This window comes from Clostridium malenominatum (genome assembly GCF_039521365.1).
Lineage (GTDB): Bacteria > Bacillota > Clostridia > Clostridiales > Clostridiaceae > Clostridium_AW > Clostridium_AW malenominatum.
Genome location: NZ_BAAACF010000001.1, coordinates 1,574,003 through 1,591,142, shown reverse-complemented (window position 1 = coordinate 1,591,142; position 17,140 = coordinate 1,574,003). Strand labels below are relative to the sequence as shown.

At 30.0% G+C, this 17,140-nt stretch carries 20 protein-coding genes; 18 read left to right on the top strand and 2 right to left on the bottom strand.

The window, feature by feature from the left end:
- The first annotated feature begins 10 nt into the window (after positions 1-10).
- The 15 genes from nifS (at position 11) to ABDZ69_RS08000 (ending at position 12,942) form a co-directional block, all read left to right on the top strand.
- A complete protein-coding gene (gene nifS, locus ABDZ69_RS08070) occupies positions 11-1,162 on the top strand; it encodes a cysteine desulfurase NifS (RefSeq protein WP_343768599.1) in 1,152 nt (383 codons plus the stop codon).
- On the top strand, positions 1,159-2,238 hold the full coding sequence (gene mnmA, locus ABDZ69_RS08065) for a tRNA 2-thiouridine(34) synthase MnmA (protein ID WP_343768597.1): 1,080 nt from the start codon (positions 1,159-1,161) through the stop codon (positions 2,236-2,238). The genes nifS and mnmA overlap by 4 nt, the downstream gene beginning before the upstream one ends.
- A 147-nt stretch (positions 2,239-2,385) precedes the next feature.
- Entirely contained in the window at positions 2,386-2,868 is a 483-nt protein-coding gene (locus ABDZ69_RS08060; protein ID WP_343768595.1) for a Na+/H+ antiporter subunit E, read from the top strand.
- Positions 2,861-3,133 carry an MrpF/PhaF family protein gene (locus ABDZ69_RS08055; RefSeq protein ID WP_343768593.1) on the top strand — a complete coding sequence of 91 codons (273 nt, stop codon included), beginning with the start codon at positions 2,861-2,863 and terminating at the stop codon, positions 3,131-3,133. Before ABDZ69_RS08060 ends, ABDZ69_RS08055 begins: the two co-directional genes overlap by 8 nt.
- On the top strand, positions 3,126-3,449 hold the full coding sequence (gene mnhG, locus ABDZ69_RS08050; RefSeq protein WP_343768591.1) for a monovalent cation/H(+) antiporter subunit G: 324 nt from the start codon (positions 3,126-3,128) through the stop codon (positions 3,447-3,449). The genes ABDZ69_RS08055 and mnhG overlap by 8 nt, the downstream gene beginning before the upstream one ends.
- Entirely contained in the window at positions 3,436-3,675 is a 240-nt protein-coding gene (locus ABDZ69_RS08045; RefSeq protein WP_343768589.1) for a hydrogenase subunit MbhD domain-containing protein, read from the top strand. Before mnhG ends, ABDZ69_RS08045 begins: the two co-directional genes overlap by 14 nt.
- Positions 3,672-3,944, top strand: coding sequence for a hydrogen gas-evolving membrane-bound hydrogenase subunit E (gene mbhE, locus ABDZ69_RS08040; RefSeq protein ID WP_343768587.1), 273 nt, complete (start codon positions 3,672-3,674; stop codon positions 3,942-3,944). Before ABDZ69_RS08045 ends, mbhE begins: the two co-directional genes overlap by 4 nt.
- A gap of 13 nt (positions 3,945-3,957) precedes the next feature.
- Positions 3,958-4,377, top strand: coding sequence for an MnhB domain-containing protein (locus ABDZ69_RS08035; protein ID WP_343768586.1), 420 nt, complete (start codon positions 3,958-3,960; stop codon positions 4,375-4,377).
- Between the two features lie 2 nt (positions 4,378-4,379).
- Positions 4,380-4,742 (top strand): sodium:proton antiporter, encoded by a 363-nt coding sequence (locus ABDZ69_RS08030; protein WP_343768584.1) that lies wholly within the window; start codon positions 4,380-4,382, stop codon positions 4,740-4,742.
- Between the two features lie 2 nt (positions 4,743-4,744).
- On the top strand, positions 4,745-6,211 hold the full coding sequence (locus ABDZ69_RS08025) for a complex I subunit 5 family protein (RefSeq protein WP_343768580.1): 1,467 nt from the start codon (positions 4,745-4,747) through the stop codon (positions 6,209-6,211).
- An 11-nt stretch (positions 6,212-6,222) separates the two neighbouring features.
- On the top strand, positions 6,223-7,674 hold the full coding sequence (locus tag ABDZ69_RS08020; protein WP_343768579.1) for a monovalent cation/H+ antiporter subunit D family protein: 1,452 nt from the start codon (positions 6,223-6,225) through the stop codon (positions 7,672-7,674).
- Between the two features lie 33 nt (positions 7,675-7,707).
- Positions 7,708-9,636 (top strand): complex I subunit 5 family protein, encoded by a 1,929-nt coding sequence (locus tag ABDZ69_RS08015; protein WP_343768577.1) that lies wholly within the window; start codon positions 7,708-7,710, stop codon positions 9,634-9,636.
- A gap of 130 nt (positions 9,637-9,766) precedes the next feature.
- A complete protein-coding gene (locus ABDZ69_RS08010; protein ID WP_343768575.1) occupies positions 9,767-10,408 on the top strand; it encodes a hypothetical protein in 642 nt (213 codons plus the stop codon).
- Between the two features lie 13 nt (positions 10,409-10,421).
- On the top strand, positions 10,422-11,534 hold the full coding sequence (locus ABDZ69_RS08005; protein ID WP_343768572.1) for an AAA family ATPase: 1,113 nt from the start codon (positions 10,422-10,424) through the stop codon (positions 11,532-11,534).
- A gap of 10 nt (positions 11,535-11,544) precedes the next feature.
- Positions 11,545-12,942, top strand: a complete 1,398-nt coding sequence (locus ABDZ69_RS08000) for a vWA domain-containing protein (protein WP_343768569.1) — start codon at positions 11,545-11,547, stop codon at positions 12,940-12,942.
- A gap of 47 nt (positions 12,943-12,989) precedes the next feature.
- Here the strand turns inward: ABDZ69_RS08000 and ABDZ69_RS07995 are convergent, their stop codons facing one another.
- A complete protein-coding gene (locus ABDZ69_RS07995) occupies positions 12,990-13,640 on the bottom strand; it encodes a DUF4397 domain-containing protein (protein WP_343768567.1) in 651 nt (216 codons plus the stop codon).
- A gap of 99 nt (positions 13,641-13,739) precedes the next feature.
- Here ABDZ69_RS07995 and ABDZ69_RS07990 point away from each other — a divergent pair, with 99 nt between their 5' ends.
- On the top strand, positions 13,740-14,600 hold the full coding sequence (locus ABDZ69_RS07990) for a YitT family protein (protein ID WP_343768565.1): 861 nt from the start codon (positions 13,740-13,742) through the stop codon (positions 14,598-14,600).
- A 13-nt stretch (positions 14,601-14,613) separates the two neighbouring features.
- Here the strand turns inward: ABDZ69_RS07990 and ABDZ69_RS07985 are convergent, their stop codons facing one another.
- Entirely contained in the window at positions 14,614-15,327 is a 714-nt protein-coding gene (locus ABDZ69_RS07985) for a polysaccharide deacetylase family protein (protein ID WP_343768563.1), read from the bottom strand.
- Between the two features lie 124 nt (positions 15,328-15,451).
- Here ABDZ69_RS07985 and ABDZ69_RS07980 point away from each other — a divergent pair, with 124 nt between their 5' ends.
- Positions 15,452-15,868 (top strand): HutP family protein, encoded by a 417-nt coding sequence (locus ABDZ69_RS07980; RefSeq protein ID WP_343768561.1) that lies wholly within the window; start codon positions 15,452-15,454, stop codon positions 15,866-15,868.
- A gap of 177 nt (positions 15,869-16,045) precedes the next feature.
- A complete protein-coding gene (locus ABDZ69_RS07975; protein WP_343768559.1) occupies positions 16,046-17,062 on the top strand; it encodes an ABC transporter substrate-binding protein in 1,017 nt (338 codons plus the stop codon).
- Positions 17,063-17,140: the final 78 nt, after the last annotated feature.

Sequence of the window (17,140 nt, the reverse complement as noted above, 5' to 3'; positions counted from 1 at the left end):
TGATTAGTTAATGAATAGAAATATATACATGGATTACGCTGCAACTACATTTATAAAAAATGAAGTTTTAGAAGAAATGATGCCATATTTAAAGGGGTTCTATGGGAACCCCTCTTCTCAATATTCTATAGGTTTTAAGAGTAAAATGTCTATAGAATTTGCTAGAGATAATATAAGTAATGCAATTAACTGCAAAAGTGAAGAGGTATTTTTCACAAGTGGTGCCACTGAAGCTAATAATTGGGCCATAAAAGGATTTGCTCATGGTAATAAAGAAAGGGGAAATCATATTATTACAACTAAAATTGAGCATGAATCTTTATTAAGTAGCTGTAGATACTTAGAAGGTAATGGATTTAGAGTTACTTATTTATCAGTAGATGAAGAAGGGCTTATAGATTTAGAAGAACTTAAAAACTCTATAGAAAAAGATACAATTATAGTATCAATAATGTTTGCAAATAATGAAATAGGTACTATTCAAAACATTAAAGAAATAGGTAAAATATGCAAGGGAAAAGGTGTTGTATTTCATTGTGACGGAGTGCAAGCCTTTGGGAAAGTGCCAATAGATGTGAAAGAGTTAAATATAGATATGTTATCTATATCTTCTCATAAAATATATGGGCCTAAAGGAGTAGGGGCACTTTATGTTAAAAAGGGAATAAAGCTTCATAATTTACTTCATGGCGGAGGACAAGAGAGAAGCAAAAGAGGAGGTACTGAAAATGTAGCTTCTATTGTTGGTTTTGGGAAAGCAACGGAAATATCCTTTAATAATATGAAAGAAGATATGGAAAGATTGACTATTCTAAGAGATGAAATGATAGATAATCTTTTACATATAGAAGGTTCCTTTTTAAATGGGGGAAGTGGAAATAATAGATTACCTAATAATATAAACATTGCATTTCCGGGAATAAATGGAGAAGATTTATTATTTAACTTAGATAGAATGGGCGTTTGCGTTTCCAGCGGAAGTGCTTGCCAAGCAACGTCTATGGAACCTTCCCACGTACTATTAGCTTTAGGACTAAGTAAAGAATTGGCTAAGGCATCAATTAGAATATCTATTGGTGATGAAACAACAAAAGAGGATATGGAATATGTTTGCGAAAATATTAGAAATATAGTAGATAGAATTAGGATGGTGACAGAATGAAGAAAAAAGTAGTTCTAGGTATGAGTGGTGGAGTGGATAGTTCAGTAGCGGCTTATTTGCTATTAGAACAAGGATATGAGGTTATTGGTGTTACCATGCAAATTTGGGAAGAAGATGAAGAATATGAAGAAAGAGAGGGAGGATGCTGTTCCCTATCTTCAGTAAATGACGGTAGAAGAGTAGCTCATAAACTAGGTATACCTTTTTATGTAATGAACTTTAAAGAAGAGTTTAAAGAAAAGATTGTAACAAATTTTATAGATGAATATTTAAATGGCAGAACTCCCAACCCGTGTATTGCATGTAATAAATATATTAAGTTTGAATCCTTTTTAAAAAGAGCTTTAAATTTGGGGGCAGATTATATAGCAACAGGCCACTATGCTAAAATTGAAGAGAAAGATGGCAGATATTTAATAAAAAAAGGTGTAGACTTAACTAAAGACCAAAGCTATGTTTTATACAATTTTACTCAGTTTCAGCTAGAACACACGCTCCTACCTTGTGGTGATTACACAAAGGATGACATAAGAGCTATTGCTAAAAAAATTGGACTGTCAGTTCATAATAAAAAAGATAGCCAGGAAATATGTTTTATACCTGATGATGATTATGGAAAATTTATTCAAAAAAGAACTGGAGAAGTGCCTAAGGAAGGTTATTTTAAAGATTTGAATGGAAATATTTTAGGAAAGCATAAAGGTATACTCCACTATACTATAGGTCAAAGAAAAGGCTTAGAGATAGCGCTAGGTAAAAGGATGTACGTAGTTGACATAGATGTGGAAGCTAATGAAGTAATACTCGGTGAAAACCAGGATTTATTTAAAAAAGAATTAATTGCAGAAGATGTAAATTTTATACCTTTTGATAAGCTAGAAAAACCTTTAGAGGTAGAAGTGAAGGTAAGATATTCTACTGCTTCAAATAAAGGGATAATATATCCCATGGAAAGTGGAGAAATAAAAGTAGAACTCTTAAATCCACAAAGGGCTATAACAAAGGGTCAATCAGTAGTATTTTACCAAGGTGATGATTTAATTGGCGGGGGAATAATAAGTAAAATTAATGATTAAATAATAGTGTAGTTTGTACCATGGGTATGAACTACTTTTTGTATTTTTTTTATTTATCTATAAATTGAATAAAAAAATATAGACGTCCTTCAAGGAAATTGATAATATAATAGTTAGATAAAATAATGTGGAAGGGAGTAGAATACTGTGAAAATTTGGCACTCAATAGTTCTTGTCTTGTTTTGGATTATATTAAGTGAATCCTTTTCGATAGAGAGAGTATGTATAGGAATAATAATAGCTTATATTATTAGTAAATTCAATGAGGATTTATTGGAATACAATAATAAAAAATTAAGATGGAATGTTAACAAAATAACTATCTTTTTCAGATATTTATGGTTGTTAATAATTGAAATTTTTAAGTCATGTATAAATGTTGCTAGAATAGTATTAAGTCCTAAAATGAAAATATCACCAAGCACTTGTACTATCGAGACTAAATTGAAATCTAACTTTTTAAGAACGGTTCTAGCTAATTCAATAACCTTAACTCCAGGTACATTGACTTTGTTTGTAGATGATAATAAAATAACAATCCATTCTCTCCAAGAGGAGAATTTAAAAGATTTAGAAGATTCATCTTTTGAAAAGATACTTTTGAAAGTTGAGGAAGATGTAAATGAATAAGATATTGGTTTTTTCTGTAATATTTTTGTCCATAACTATATTAGCATGTCTTTATAGAGCTGTTAAAGGACCTACTTCAGCAGATAGACTTATTGCAATAAATGTAATAAGTACGAAAACAATTATAATAATTACTATGGTTTCCTTTATTATTAAGGAAACTTACTTTGTAGATGTAGCTTTAGTGTATGCGTTGATTAGTTTTATTGCATCCATTGTAATTGCTAATTATATTGAAAGTTCTGGAGGAAAAAAACATGATTAAAACACTACTATCGGGAATATTTATTGGAGGAGGTTTGTTTTTCTTCATGGTTGGAACATTAGGAGTCTTAAGATTTCCCGATGTTTTTACAAGAGTCCATAGTGCAGCAAAATGTGATACCTTAGGAGTTTTATTATCTTTAACTGGACTTATAATTTATAGTGGTTTTAATTTTACTAGTTTAAAGTTAATTTTGGTTCTAGTATTTGTATGGATAACAAATCCTACAGCTACTCATTTAATAGGTAAAGCTGAGTACATGCGGAAAAAGTCATCAGAAATGAAGGATGGAGTAATAGAGAATGAAAATCTTTAGCATAATAATGTTAACATTATTGATAATATCTTCAATTATGGTTTCTTCTTTAAAAAGCTTATTAAGCTCAATTATATTATTCATGGTTTATAGCCTAATTATGGCTATATTATGGCAACAGCTAAATGCGCCAGACTTAGCAATAACAGAAGCTGCTGTTGGAGCGGGTATAACAACCATATTATTTATAGTTACATTGAAGAGAATAAAGGGAGAGAGAAAATGAGAAAAATAGTTGCACTGCTTATTACCCTTGGGTTAACTTTTATACTTCTATTAGGAGTAATGGAACTACCATCCTTTGGCAAGGGAGAAATAGCCCATAATGAAGTTTCTAAATATTATATAGAAAATGCTACTAGGGATACTGGGGCTACTAATATCGTTACTGGAGTTATATTGGATTATAGAGCTTTTGATACTTTTGTAGAGGCTAGTGTATTATTTACCTCTGCCATAGTGGTGACAATAGTATTAAAAAAGAATAAAAATTAAAAGGAGAGAGAAAATGAAAGATACTATATTAGAAGAAGTAACAAGATGGATACTACCTTTCATATATCTTTTTGGAATATATATAATTTTCCATGGACATCTTAGCCCTGGTGGCGGATTTGCAGGAGGAACAGTAATAGGTGCAGGATTTATACTTTATAGAATTGTATTTGGAAAAGAAAAAGCTCAGCAAAAGCTTAAATATGATATATTAGTAAAAGTAATTTCTATTGCATTATTAATGTATGGTGGGATGAAGGGGTATAGTTTTATATCAGGGGGTAGTCATTTAAATTGGCCTGGGCCACCGTTAGGCACACCAGGTAATATATTAAGTGGTGGTTTTTTACTTCCTTTAAATATTATTGTGGGGGGAGTAGTAGGGATAACTATGTATTTCTTGTATAGTTTATTTGAAGAAGGTGAAATATAAATATGGATAAATTATTTATTAATTATTATGAAGTGGGGGCAGTAATATTATTTGGCATCGGATTTGTTACTTTACTTTTAAATAATAATCTTATAAAAAAAATAATAGGGTTAAATATAATGGATACAGCAATTTTCCTCTTTTTTATAGCAAAAGGCTATATTGAAGGAAGAGAAGCACCAATTATAGTTGGATCATTTAAAGGAGTGAATAAATATATAAATCCAATTCCAACTTCACTTATGCTCACTGGTATAGTAGTAGCAGTAAGTACCACGGCCTTTGCATTAGCTCTAACAATTAAAATTTATGAAAAGTATGGAACAATAGAATTAGATCAGATATTAAAAAAGGGGGATGAATAGATTTGCCTATTGATAGTTTTCCGTTAATTTCAGTATTGTTATTATTTATTACAGCCACGTTGATGCCATTAATCAAAAAAGAAAAATTTGCTAAAGGAATTACCCTTGCAGCCTTTGGTGTATGTTTTAGTATGTTTATAATTACGTTAAATTACGTATTATCAAAGGGAGGTTATTATTATAGAATAGGACATTTTTCCTCACCTATTGGAATTGAATTTTATGTAGGTTTAATTGAATGTATAATGGGTATATTATTTACTTTTGTTGCCATAATGGTCCTATGGTATTCAATTTATAATATTCATCATGATATAAGCAAAGATAAAATTAACTTATATTATCTTTTAGTAAATATTTTAGTAGGTTCCCTCTTAGGCATAGTTTTTTCAAATGATATATTTAATGTGTTTGTATTTATAGAAATAGGTAACTTAGCTTCCTGTGGAATAGTAGTAATAAAAGACAAAAAGGAAAACATAAAGGCTGGAATGAAATATTTAATAATGAGTTGTTTAGGATCAGGATTAGTACTCATGGGGATTGCCTTTTTATATTCAATTACTGGACATTTAAATATGACATATATGCATGAAGTGTTAGCTCAAAATTATATGGATTATTCTAAAATTATAACTATAGTGCTAGGGTTATTCACTGTTGGTCTAGGTGTCAAAAGTGCTATGTTTCCTCTTCATACTTGGCTACCAGATGCTCATTCAAATGCTCCAACATCTTCTAGTGCTTTACTATCATCTCTTGTGCTAAAAGGATATGTATGGTTTTTCATTAAAGTTTTATACAGAATTTTTGGAAAAGAAATCATAGTAAATTTTCCAATTTTAAATGTAGTTTTATTATTAGGTTCTTTAGGAATGATTTTAGGCTCTATATTTGCAATTTATCAAAAAAATATTAAGAGAGTAATAGCTTATTCTACTGTAGCACAAATGGGATATATTTTCTTTGCACTTGGGCTTGGTGAGCTAGGACTTGCTATAGCAGTATTTCACATTATAGGACATGCGGTAACAAAGGCAGCGTTATTTTTATGTGCAGGATCAATTATACAAAGTACCGGTTTTAAAAATTTAGAGGATTTAAGAGGCATTGGAAGGGAAATGCCCTATACCTTGGGATTGTTTTTCGTAGCATCCTTATCAATGATAGGAATTCCTGTACTACCTGGATTTATCTCGAAGTGGTATTTGGCTCTAGCTAGTATTGAAACTAATAGAATAATGTTAATTGGGGTAATATTAATAAGTAGCTTATTAAATGCAGTATATTATTTCCCTATAGCTATAAATGGATATTTTGGAGAGGAAAATTTAATAAATAAAGTAAATAAGGGCAAGGAAAAGCCCTTTAAACAACTGCTTCCTATAATAATATTGGTTTTAGCAATGTTTTTTATTGGTATAAAATCTAGGGATATAATAGACTTAATCAAATCTGGCTTAGTTTAGGAGGATTTATATTGAAAAATTCAATTATTTTATTACCAGTAATATTTCCCTTTATCGCATCAATTCTAGTACTTTATTTTAAGTTTAATGAAAAAAGTAGAAATGTTTTTACAGGTATAACTACAGTTTTAAACTTTATATTTGTAGTTACTGTTTTTAATTACTTTGAAGGAGATAGAATACATTTAATTAAATTTAATGAGTTTTTAGATATATACTTTAAAGTTGATAAATTAACTATGCTTTTTGCTTTATTGGTATCAGTTTTATGGATATTTACTACAGTCTATGCCATGGAATACATGAAACATGAAGGAAAAGAAGATAGATTTTTTACGTTTTTCTTAGCAACCTTAGGAGTGACCTTAGGGATAGCTTTTGCTGGAAATTTAATAACCCTGTACCTTTTCTATGAACTACTTACTTTGGCTACCTTTCCATTAGTAATACATTCTGATACAAAGGAAGCTTTGAAGAGCGGAAGAAAGTATTTAATATATTCTTTTGGAGGGGCTACGTTAGTTCTTTTTGGTATGATAATTTTATTTACTCAAGCGGGTGATCTATCCTTTATACCTAAGGGAATAATTACTAACCTTAACCGAGATAATATGAATTTATATTCTATAAGTTTCATTGCTATGTTTATAGGTTTTGGAGTTAAGGCGGCCTTAGTTCCATTTCATTCATGGCTCCCTAAAGCTATGGTGGCACCAACACCGGTAAGCTCGTTATTGCATGCTGTAGCGGTGGTAAAGTCAGGGGTTTTTGCCCTTACTAGAACTACTTATTATGTTTATGGTGCAGAATTTATTCGTAGTATTGAAAGTAAAAAATACTTAACCATATTTATTGTTATATCTATATTAATGGGATCTTTTTTAGCATTACATCAACAGAATTTAAAAAAGAGACTAGCATATTCCACCATAAGTCAGTTAGGTTATATTTTACTTGGTATAGTTCTTTTAAATAAAAATGCTTTTGTGGGAGCGATGCTACATTTAATAAATCATGCTGTAATTAAAATTACATTATTCTTTTGTGTAGGAGCAATTATGTATACTAGGCATAAGACAGAAATAAGCCAAATAAAAGGCATAGGAAGGGAAATGCCTTTAACTTTAGGATGTTTTGCCATATCCTCCATATCTCTAATAGGAATACCTCCCACCAATGGATTTGTATCTAAGTGGTTTTTAGCACTAGGAGGTCTAGGAGAGGGAAAGGTTCTTTTTCCCGTAATACTATTAGTAAGCGCATTGTTAACTTCAATGTATTTGCTGCCTATAATAACGGAAGCATTTTTCGCAAAAGACTCTATCAATCTTCACGTAATGAAAGAAGCTCCTAAGAAAATGCTTATCCCTATAGTATGCATAACCGTTATAACAATAATTCTAGGGTTATTCCCTAACCCGGTATTAACCTTTATTCAGGAAATAGCCAATGAATTAATGTAAAGAGACAATAAAATATAGAGGGAAGGTGTAGCTATGCTCGGAGAAAATTCATTGCTATTTATAATTTTATTTCCACTTATAACTACAATTATAGCTTATTTTATAGGAATGAAGAGAGAGGATTATAGAGATGGAATAAATATAGTCTCTACTTTTATAATGTTTATATTTATAAGTAGTTTATATCCAACAATAATTAAGGAAGATATGAGGTTGTGGATACCTAATATTATGGGAACAGGGCTATATATTAAAATCAATATGTTTAGATATATATTTGTCTGGTTAACAGCATTAATTTGGCTTTTGGTAATGATATATTCAATTTCATATATGAAATCATATAAAGATAAAAATAGATACTATTTATTCTTTATGTTAACTTATTGGAGTACTCTAGGAGTTTTTGTTTCTGAAAACTTATTAAACTTATTTACTTTTTTCGAAATAATGTCCTTGGCATCCTATCCATTAATAATACATGAAGAGGATGAATTTTCTCATGAGGCTGGGGAAACCTATATAATTATGGCTGTAACAGGTGGGCTAGTTTTGCTAATGGGGTTATTTTTACTTTATGATTTTACTCAAACTTTGCAACTTGAGGAAATTAAGGTTGCTTTTAGCAACATAGGTGATATTAAATATTTAATATCATCACTTATACTATTTGGCTTTGGTGTAAAAGCTGGGATGGTTCCACTGCATATTTGGCTACCTAAGGCTCATCCAGCGGCGCCAGCTCCAGCTAGCGCTATACTTTCTGGAATATTACTTAAGACAGGCATTTTCGGAATAATAATAACTACTGGGTTTATTATTCCAGATGATTTTAAAATTTCCACTGTTATATTAGCACTAGGGTTTTTGACTATGTTCATAGGAGGATTTTTAGCTTTATTCCAAAGGAATATAAAAAGGATTCTTGCCTATAGTAGTATGAGTCAAATGGGGTATATACTGGTAGGTATAGGACTAATGGGCATACTAGGAGAGCATAAAGCTATTGCTTTTTATGGAACCATGTATCATATAGTAAATCACGTTATATACAAAGTTTTACTCTTTATGGGGGCTGGAATAATATATATGGGATTACATCAACTAAGCGTAAACTCAATATTAGGCTTTGGTAGAAACCAAAGGGTATTTAAGTATATATTTTTAGTAGGTTTATTTGGAATAATTGGAATGCCAGGTTTTAATGGATTTATTAGTAAAAACTTGTTGCATCACGCGTTAAGTGAGGCCTTTCATATCTATGGAGGGGTATGGCTACACCTAGGAGAATATATTTTTACAATTAGTAGCGGTTTTACTACGGCCTATCTTATTAAATTGTTTGTAGTTGTTTTTATAGAAGAGAGCAATACCTCCATTAAGGATAAGATGATTCCTAAGAGTACATTAATTCCTATGGGAATTTTAGGTGCTTTAATAATATTTATAGGACTAAATCCTAACTCGATTATAAGTGTTATTGATAAGGCGGCAATTCCCTTTAATTTTCATGGAGAGATCCATCCTCATTTTTATACTATAGAAAATATTAAGGCATCTTTTATTTCAATGGGGATTGGAGTACTAATTTATATATCATTAATAAGAGGATATTTAAGAACTGGTATAGGGAAAGAAGTTAGTTATAGAAACACTACCCTTACTTGGTTTAATTTAGAGAAACATTTCTATATTCCTCTATTTAAATTTCTGTTTAAAGTTTTTAGCTTTATTTTAAAAGTATGTGATGAAGGTCTTATAAGAACAATAGAAGGAATCAATAACATTATAAATAAAATTGGCAATGTTGAAATAAAATATGAAAACAATATGGGGGAGAAGTTAAAAGAATATGTTAATAAAACATTCAGTTTAACAGGATACAAATTAAGTAGTATAACTTATTCTATATATATTTTTGGAGTTATGCTATTGGTATTATTAATAATGTTATTCTATTAATAATAATTATTGAAAAGGAGAGAAAAAAGTTTTACAATGGAAATAACCATTGATAAATGATATTCTCTCTTTTTTTATGTTAATATATTGATGTTAAAATAATTATTGTATTATTAAGGTGGTGTACTCTTTGAAAGAGAAGGAAATAATAGAAAAATTAAAGGAAAATCCATGGAGCATAGAACATATAGAGAATCCTACAGAAGAGATGTGTTTATATGTAGTTTCAAAGGCTTGGAATGCATTGAAATATATAAAAGAACCTAGTTGTGATGTTATAAAAAAAGCTATACAATCAAAAGGGTGGGCAATACAATTTGTAAAAGATCCTAGCTTGGAACTTCAAAAACTTGCAGTAGAAAAAGACTACGATTCTATAAAATATATTAAAAATCCAACTACTGAAGTTCAGGTTATTTCTGTAAAAAAAGATTGGTCAGCTTTAAAATTTATTGAAAATCCTTCTGAGGAAGCAGAGATAGAAGGGATAAAAAATAATGAGGAAGCTATGAGATATATCAAAGTTACGGAGGAAAAAATTAATAAATACATAAAAATAAATATAAATATAGCAAAATACTTATCAGAAGAAGAGTTAAATCAGATAGAAGCAATTATAAGGGAAGAAATAGCTAGCGAAGAAGTAGATGATAAGTATATGCTTAACTTTCTTCAATGTGATGCATTTAAATTTGATAAAGTTAAGTATGTTTATAAATATGGTAGTATGAAGGCAAAAACCATATTGCTGGATCATAAATTAAGTATTTAGAGGAGTGTAATATATGAATTTTAATGATGCTTTATTAACAGTAGATTTAGTTATAAACAGTGGGGATGTTCCACTAATAATAGGTGAAAGTGGTATTGGAAAAACCGCCTTGGTTAAAGAAGCAAGTAAGAGAGGAAACTATTATCTTATTAATATCGATGGTAACTTGCTTAAAGAAGGAGAAATAGGGGGACTTCCCACAGTTGAAGATTATAAAGATGGAAAGAAGACTGTTTATGCCATGCACACTAAGTTAGTGGAAATAGAGAATGCAATTATAGAAAATCCTAAAAGAAAGGTTTTATTATTTATAGATGAGCTAAACAGATGTGAACATGCGGTACAACAAGAACTAATGAATATTATATTAAATAGAGAAATAAATGGCTATAGATTACCAGAAGGTGTAGATGTAATTGCTGCCATGAATCCGTCCAATAAATATGACAATTACTCTCAAAGTGATTATCAAGTTGTAGAGATGGATCCTGCTCAGGAAGATAGATTTGTATGGATTGAGTTGGAAGCTGATGTTAAGTCATGGATGCAGTGGGGAATGAGTGAAGATGGGAAAATACATAAAGATGTTTTAGAATTTATATCAACCTTCCCAGAATATTTACACACTCCTTATTCTCAACAGTGGATTAAAGCTACTCCAAGAAGCTGGGAAAGAATATCAAAAGCATATAGACTTTATAATAATTCTAAGGGAAAATACCCATCAAAAATATTTTACAATGTAGTTAAGGGTAATGTAGGTTCAGCTATAGCTCAGGACTTTATAAATTATATACAAGAAAGTAGACAACCTTTAATATCTCCTGAGGACGTATTTGAAAAGGATGATTTGGGAGAAGAGTTAATTCTAAGAGTGAAAGGGGAAAGTCATTCTAGATTATATATTGCCTCTAAAAACATATTATTTTATTTGAAGGATTTAAATAAGAGAGAAAGGGAAGTTGAACTATTCTCTAAATTCCTTCAATTATATCCCTCAGATTTAAAAATGGGCATAATGCAAGAAATTAAATTTTCCTATAAAGATACTTTATATAAGGAATTTATGAAGGATGAAGTTTTTGTAGAGGGGTATTTTGCACTATATAATGAGTTAGAAGATTAGAGGGATGAAAATGAGAGAAAGTAAATTTGATTTGCTTAGAAAAAATTTATTAAAGGAGGTTTATGAATGGGGGGAAGAAGCTAGCCCTACACCAGAGTTTATTAATGATTTTAACAAACTAATGGAATTATGTACTTTTTCCCTTATGAGAGAGGAAGATAACTTTTTTGCTCTTTTTATCATACAAATGAAGAGAAAATTAGATTTTTATATGTCATCAGCTCTAGGGACAACAGCCTCTCTTTCACATTTTATCCTTCATATAAATCCAATTATTTTTTTAGAGTGTGAATTAGAGCAAATGAAAGCTTTAATAAAACATGAGGTCTATCATATAATGTTTAGTCATATAGTAAGAGGGGAAGCTTTAAGAAAAAAATATAATGATTTTGTGGTTAACGCTGCCTTAGATGTTTCTATTAATCAATATATAAAAAATCTTCCCACCTGGTCTTATACCATTGAAATGTTAAATTGGTCTTTTAAGACAAATCTAGAATATGAAAAAAATGCTGAATATTATGCAGAAGAGCTAAATAAGGCTATGAATAGATTGAAAGATGATAATGGAAAAGAGCTTTTAGAAAAAAATGAAAATGAAGAATCTAATGTTAAGTATTCCAAGGAACATGATATATGGAAAACTCATGATATATGGAGAAATAATAAAGACGATTATAATTTTGAAGAAATAAAGGAATTAACAAAGAAAACTGCAAATAATGCTAACAAAGGAAAGCTACCTAACTCCATAGAAAAGGCTCTAAAGGACTTAAGCGAAAAGCCGGAAATATCTTGGGAGAATTACCTAAAAAAGATTGTAGGTGCATTACCAGTAGGATATAAAAAAACTATTACTAGAAAAGATAGAAGGCAACCTGAAAGATTGGATTTAAGGGGTAAGCTATCAAATCATATTGTTCAAATTTTAGTAGCCATAGATATTAGCGGAAGTGTTACAGAGGAAGAAATTAAAAAAATAATGATAGAAATATTTAATATTGTAAAAAGTCATCCTTGTGAGATTGCTATAGTTGAATGTGACAATCAGATAAGAAGGATTTACGAAGTTAAGGATTTAAAAGATTTAAAGAAAAAACTAGATACTAGAGGAGGAACAGCTTTTTCCCCGGTTTTTCAATACATTTATGATAAAAAGCTTAGAAATCATTTAGTGGTTTATTTTACAGATGGCTTAGGGGAAAAAGAACTAAAGATTAAGCCTATCAACTTTAAAACCCTATGGGTGCTTACGGGGAAAGAAGACAATCTTTCTTTAAATAATCCGTACGGAGAAGTTAAAAAACTATCTAATAAAAAGCCTGTAGTAAATGATGTAACTATTGCTTTAAATGAAATGAAGGAAATTATTAAAGATTGGGCAGCGGCAGCAAATCAATATCTATAAATAATGATTTAGAGAGGCATTTCTTAAAAAGAAGCCTCTCCAAATTATTAAAATTTTATATAGCTGTTTCCGTCAAGGGGTATTACAACTTGAAGAGAAGGAGAACCTAAAGCTAAGCCTATAATATATATGGTATAAAATCTATTAGCCTTCAAATTAATATTTGGTACAATTAAAATTACATCATCAGAACCAGCAGGAGTTACTTCCAAAGTATATACACCTGGATTAAGACTTTGATAATCTGACACATTAGAAAAACTCAAATTTTCAAAGGTTACATTGCTGTTATTTATTCTGCCATCTACAGCAGGAGCATCAGGCGAAAGATGAGCCAAACGTATCATTACCTTACCTTCTGGTATAGTCATTGGAGTATCTTTTATTAGTTGCAAATTAAGGTTAGGTAATAAACCTACAGCAGCGGCAGTTAAAATTGTATTATTTTCTATTTGGGCATTAAGGTTTAGTACTGGAGTTTCAGTATTTCCAGCTGGATAAACTTTTATATTATAATTTCCAGGTGTAATCTTTAAATATTGAGTAAATTGTCTATAGCCTAAATTTCTAACTGTTAGCCTATTATTAATATAAATATCTACAGCAGGAGCATTAGGTGATGCATGGAATATTCTAATATATGAAGCCTCTTCTGGACTTCTATACTGATTAGGTGTAAAATATGGACAAATATACATTTTATAAATTAACCTTTCATATAGTATTGTCAATATTAATATATGAAAGTAATTACATGGTGTTACAATTATGTAAAAATTTATTGAGGGGGAAAAATTTTGGGAAAAAATTTTGGGAAAGAAAGTATAAAAAATATCTTTTTTATTATAATTGGAACTCTTTTTTCAGCTATTGGTATTAATCTATTTATTGCTAATGCTAACCTACTTAGTGGGGGAGTTTCTGGTATTGCATTAATATTAGAATATTTATTTAATATACCTTCAGGATATTTTGTATTAGCACTTAATATACCTTTGTTTGCACTGAGCTATAAAAAAATGGATAGAAGATTTACCTTATATTCTATGATTGGGGCTACATCCTTATCAATAATGCTTTTATTAACTATTAAGTTAAAGGGGTTTATTAATCTACGAGATCCTTTGCTTATGTGTATATATGGAGGAGTTTTAAATGGACTAGGAGTTGGAATAGCTTTTAATAATAACGGATCTAGTGGCGGACTAGATATAATCGCTTCAGTAATCAAGAAAAAATATGAAAATTTTGATATAGGTAAGATAACCTTTTCTGTAAATTGTGTAATAGTAACTATTGGAGCATTTATTTTTAGTATAGAAAGTGCATTATATACTTTAGTTTCGATGTATATTACTGCTTATGTTATTGATAAAGTAATTAAAGGCTTTAATAAAGATAAATTAATTTTAATTATAACAGAAAAAGAAGAAGAGGTTAGCAATTGGATAATGAACAGTTTAGGTAGAGGAGTTACTTTTCTTTATGGAGAAGGAGCCTTTACTAATAATAAAAGAAGGATACTATATTGTGTTGTTCCTTTAGGGGAAATACCTAAAATTAAGAGTATAGCAAAAGAAATAGATGGTAATGCTTTTATTTCCATTCTAGATGTATCAGAGGTAGAAGGAAAAGGATTTAAAAATAGTAAAAAATAGGCGGATAATCTGCCTATTTTTTTAGCCTATAATAATATTCTTTGGTATTTTCATCGATGACTTTAAATTCATAGCCTAAATTTTTGTAATGATCTATTATTTTTGGTAGGGCGTTTACAGTATTGATATTATTAAAATTACAATGCATTAAAATAATTAATCTAGAGTATTTAGTGTTGTGTTTAGTTCCGTTTACAAATAATTGATTTGTAGTTAAATTGGGGTTAACGCCGTCACAAAGATTTACATTCCAATCATATATCTTTAAATTATGTTCGTGCAATTTATCTAATAGTCTTAGATTTAATCTTTTAGAACTTCCTCCTGGAAACCTGATTAGATTAGAAGTAAATCCAGTAATTTCTTTAATTTTAGCTTGGGTTTTAAGCATTTCTTCTATAAAAATCTCATCACTTTTGTAAATTTGCTTAAAATTATGAGAGTAGGTGTGAAGTCCGATGCTATGACCTTCAGCGTAAATTCTTTTTAAAATATCTTCTTTTCCTTCAATTTCTTTACCTACGATGAAGAAAGTAGCCTTTACTCCCTTTTCGCTTAAAATATTTAATAATTTATTTGTGATAATATAGGTAGGGCCATCATCAAAAGTTAAATAAATGTTTTTCGGAGGAGAGGAATCTGATGTGGCCTTTATGTAGTTAAGTTTAAAAAGAAAAATGCAATTCATAAGAATTAAACATAATATTAAAAACTTTGATTTTTTCATTGCATCATCTCCTTTCCTAAAGCAAAACGTGAATTAATAGTAGTGTACCCAAATATCTTTTAATTAAATTGGATAAATATGATATAATAATCATAATATTATTTGTAAAGGATGGTGTGCAATATTGAGTATTGGTAGTGTAGATGTTGCCAAAGCTTCCGTAAATATGGCATTAACTTCTAGGGAAGAAGAAAAGAGATTAGAAGAAGATTTTAAAAATAGAGGGATTATATGTGTTGCTGTAGACGTGGGAGGAAATATAAATCAATCAATACCTAAAATAGTTGAAAGAGCACTTGTAGCTTCAAAAAGAAGTGGAGTAATAAAAGATTGCCACGTACATGATGGCGCAGTAGCTGGAGCTACTAGAGAAGCTATATTGCAAATATTAAGCAAAGCAAGTGGTTTAAATGTAGGAGGGAAAATTGGTATTGCCAGAGCAGGAGAGCATTTAAGCGTGTGTATTTTTATGAGCATAGGATTGTTGCACCTAAATGAAGTTGTAATTGGAATAGGTCATCGTTCTATACCAGAAATATAGAAATACATATTGACATTAAATTGGGAGTATAGTATTATAGTGTTTAATAATTTGTAGCACAGTAGTTTTGTAGTATGGTAGTTTGGTAAAATGGTAAAATAATTTTGTTTAAAACTCTCCATAAGGGGAGTTTTTATATATTTTAATTAAAAATTAATATTTTTGGAGGATGGTAGTATGGTAGGAAAGAAAACTTTCAAAACAATCATTTCAATGTTGTTAATTGGGACAACTCTTTTTGGATGCGGGGCATCCAGCACTCCGGTAAATACAATGGGTGAAAAGCCAAAGAATAAGGTGAAAATAGGTATAACTCAATTTATTGAGCACGATGCTTTGGATTCAGCAAGAAAAGGCTTTATTGAGGGATTAAAATCTAAAGGATATGAAGATGGTAAAAATATTGAAATTGATTACCAAAACTCTCAAGGAGACATGCAGATAGCTCAAACTATAGCTCAAAATTTTGCATCTAAGGATAAGGATTTGATTTTTGCTATAGCAACGCCTTCAGCTCAAGCTGCTCTTAATGCAACAAAAGAGATACCTATTGTTATAACCGCTGTTACTGATCCTGTAAAATCGGGATTAGCTCAATCTATGGAAAGTTCACAAAATAATGTTACTGGTACTTCAGATGCGGTATCAATTAAAACTCAATTTGAATTAATTAAAGATTTAGCACCAAAAGCTAAAAGTATTGGAATTATTTATAATACTAGTGAGAGTAACTCAGAGATACAGATGGAAGAGGCTAAAAATGTAAGTAAAGAAATGAACTTAAATGTAATTGCGGCAGGAGTTACAAATGTGAATGAAATAAATCAAGCCATAGATTCTATTTTAAGTAAGATAGATGTTTTATACGTATTTACTGACAATGTAGTGGCATCATCAATACCACTTTTAGTAGATAAATGCTATAATAAAGGTATTCCTATAATTGGTTCGGAAAGAGGACAAGTGTTGTCAGGAGCATTAGCAACTGTTGGTATAGACTATTTTAAATTAGGATTTCAGTCCGCTTTATCTGCCGTTGAAGTAATTAACGGAAAGAAACCAAGTGAGGTGCCACTGTCAACTCTTAAAGAAATGACCCTGTCAATAAATGAAGATGCTATTAAAAAATTAAACATAAATATTCCTTCAAGTATTTTAGACAAAAGTGAAAAAGTTAAAAATGAAATAAAATAAATTTAACGCAAAAAGCAATCTCTTAGAAGGTTGCTTTTTGCGTTAAATTTGTGTAAATAAGGTTAAAGATACTACATA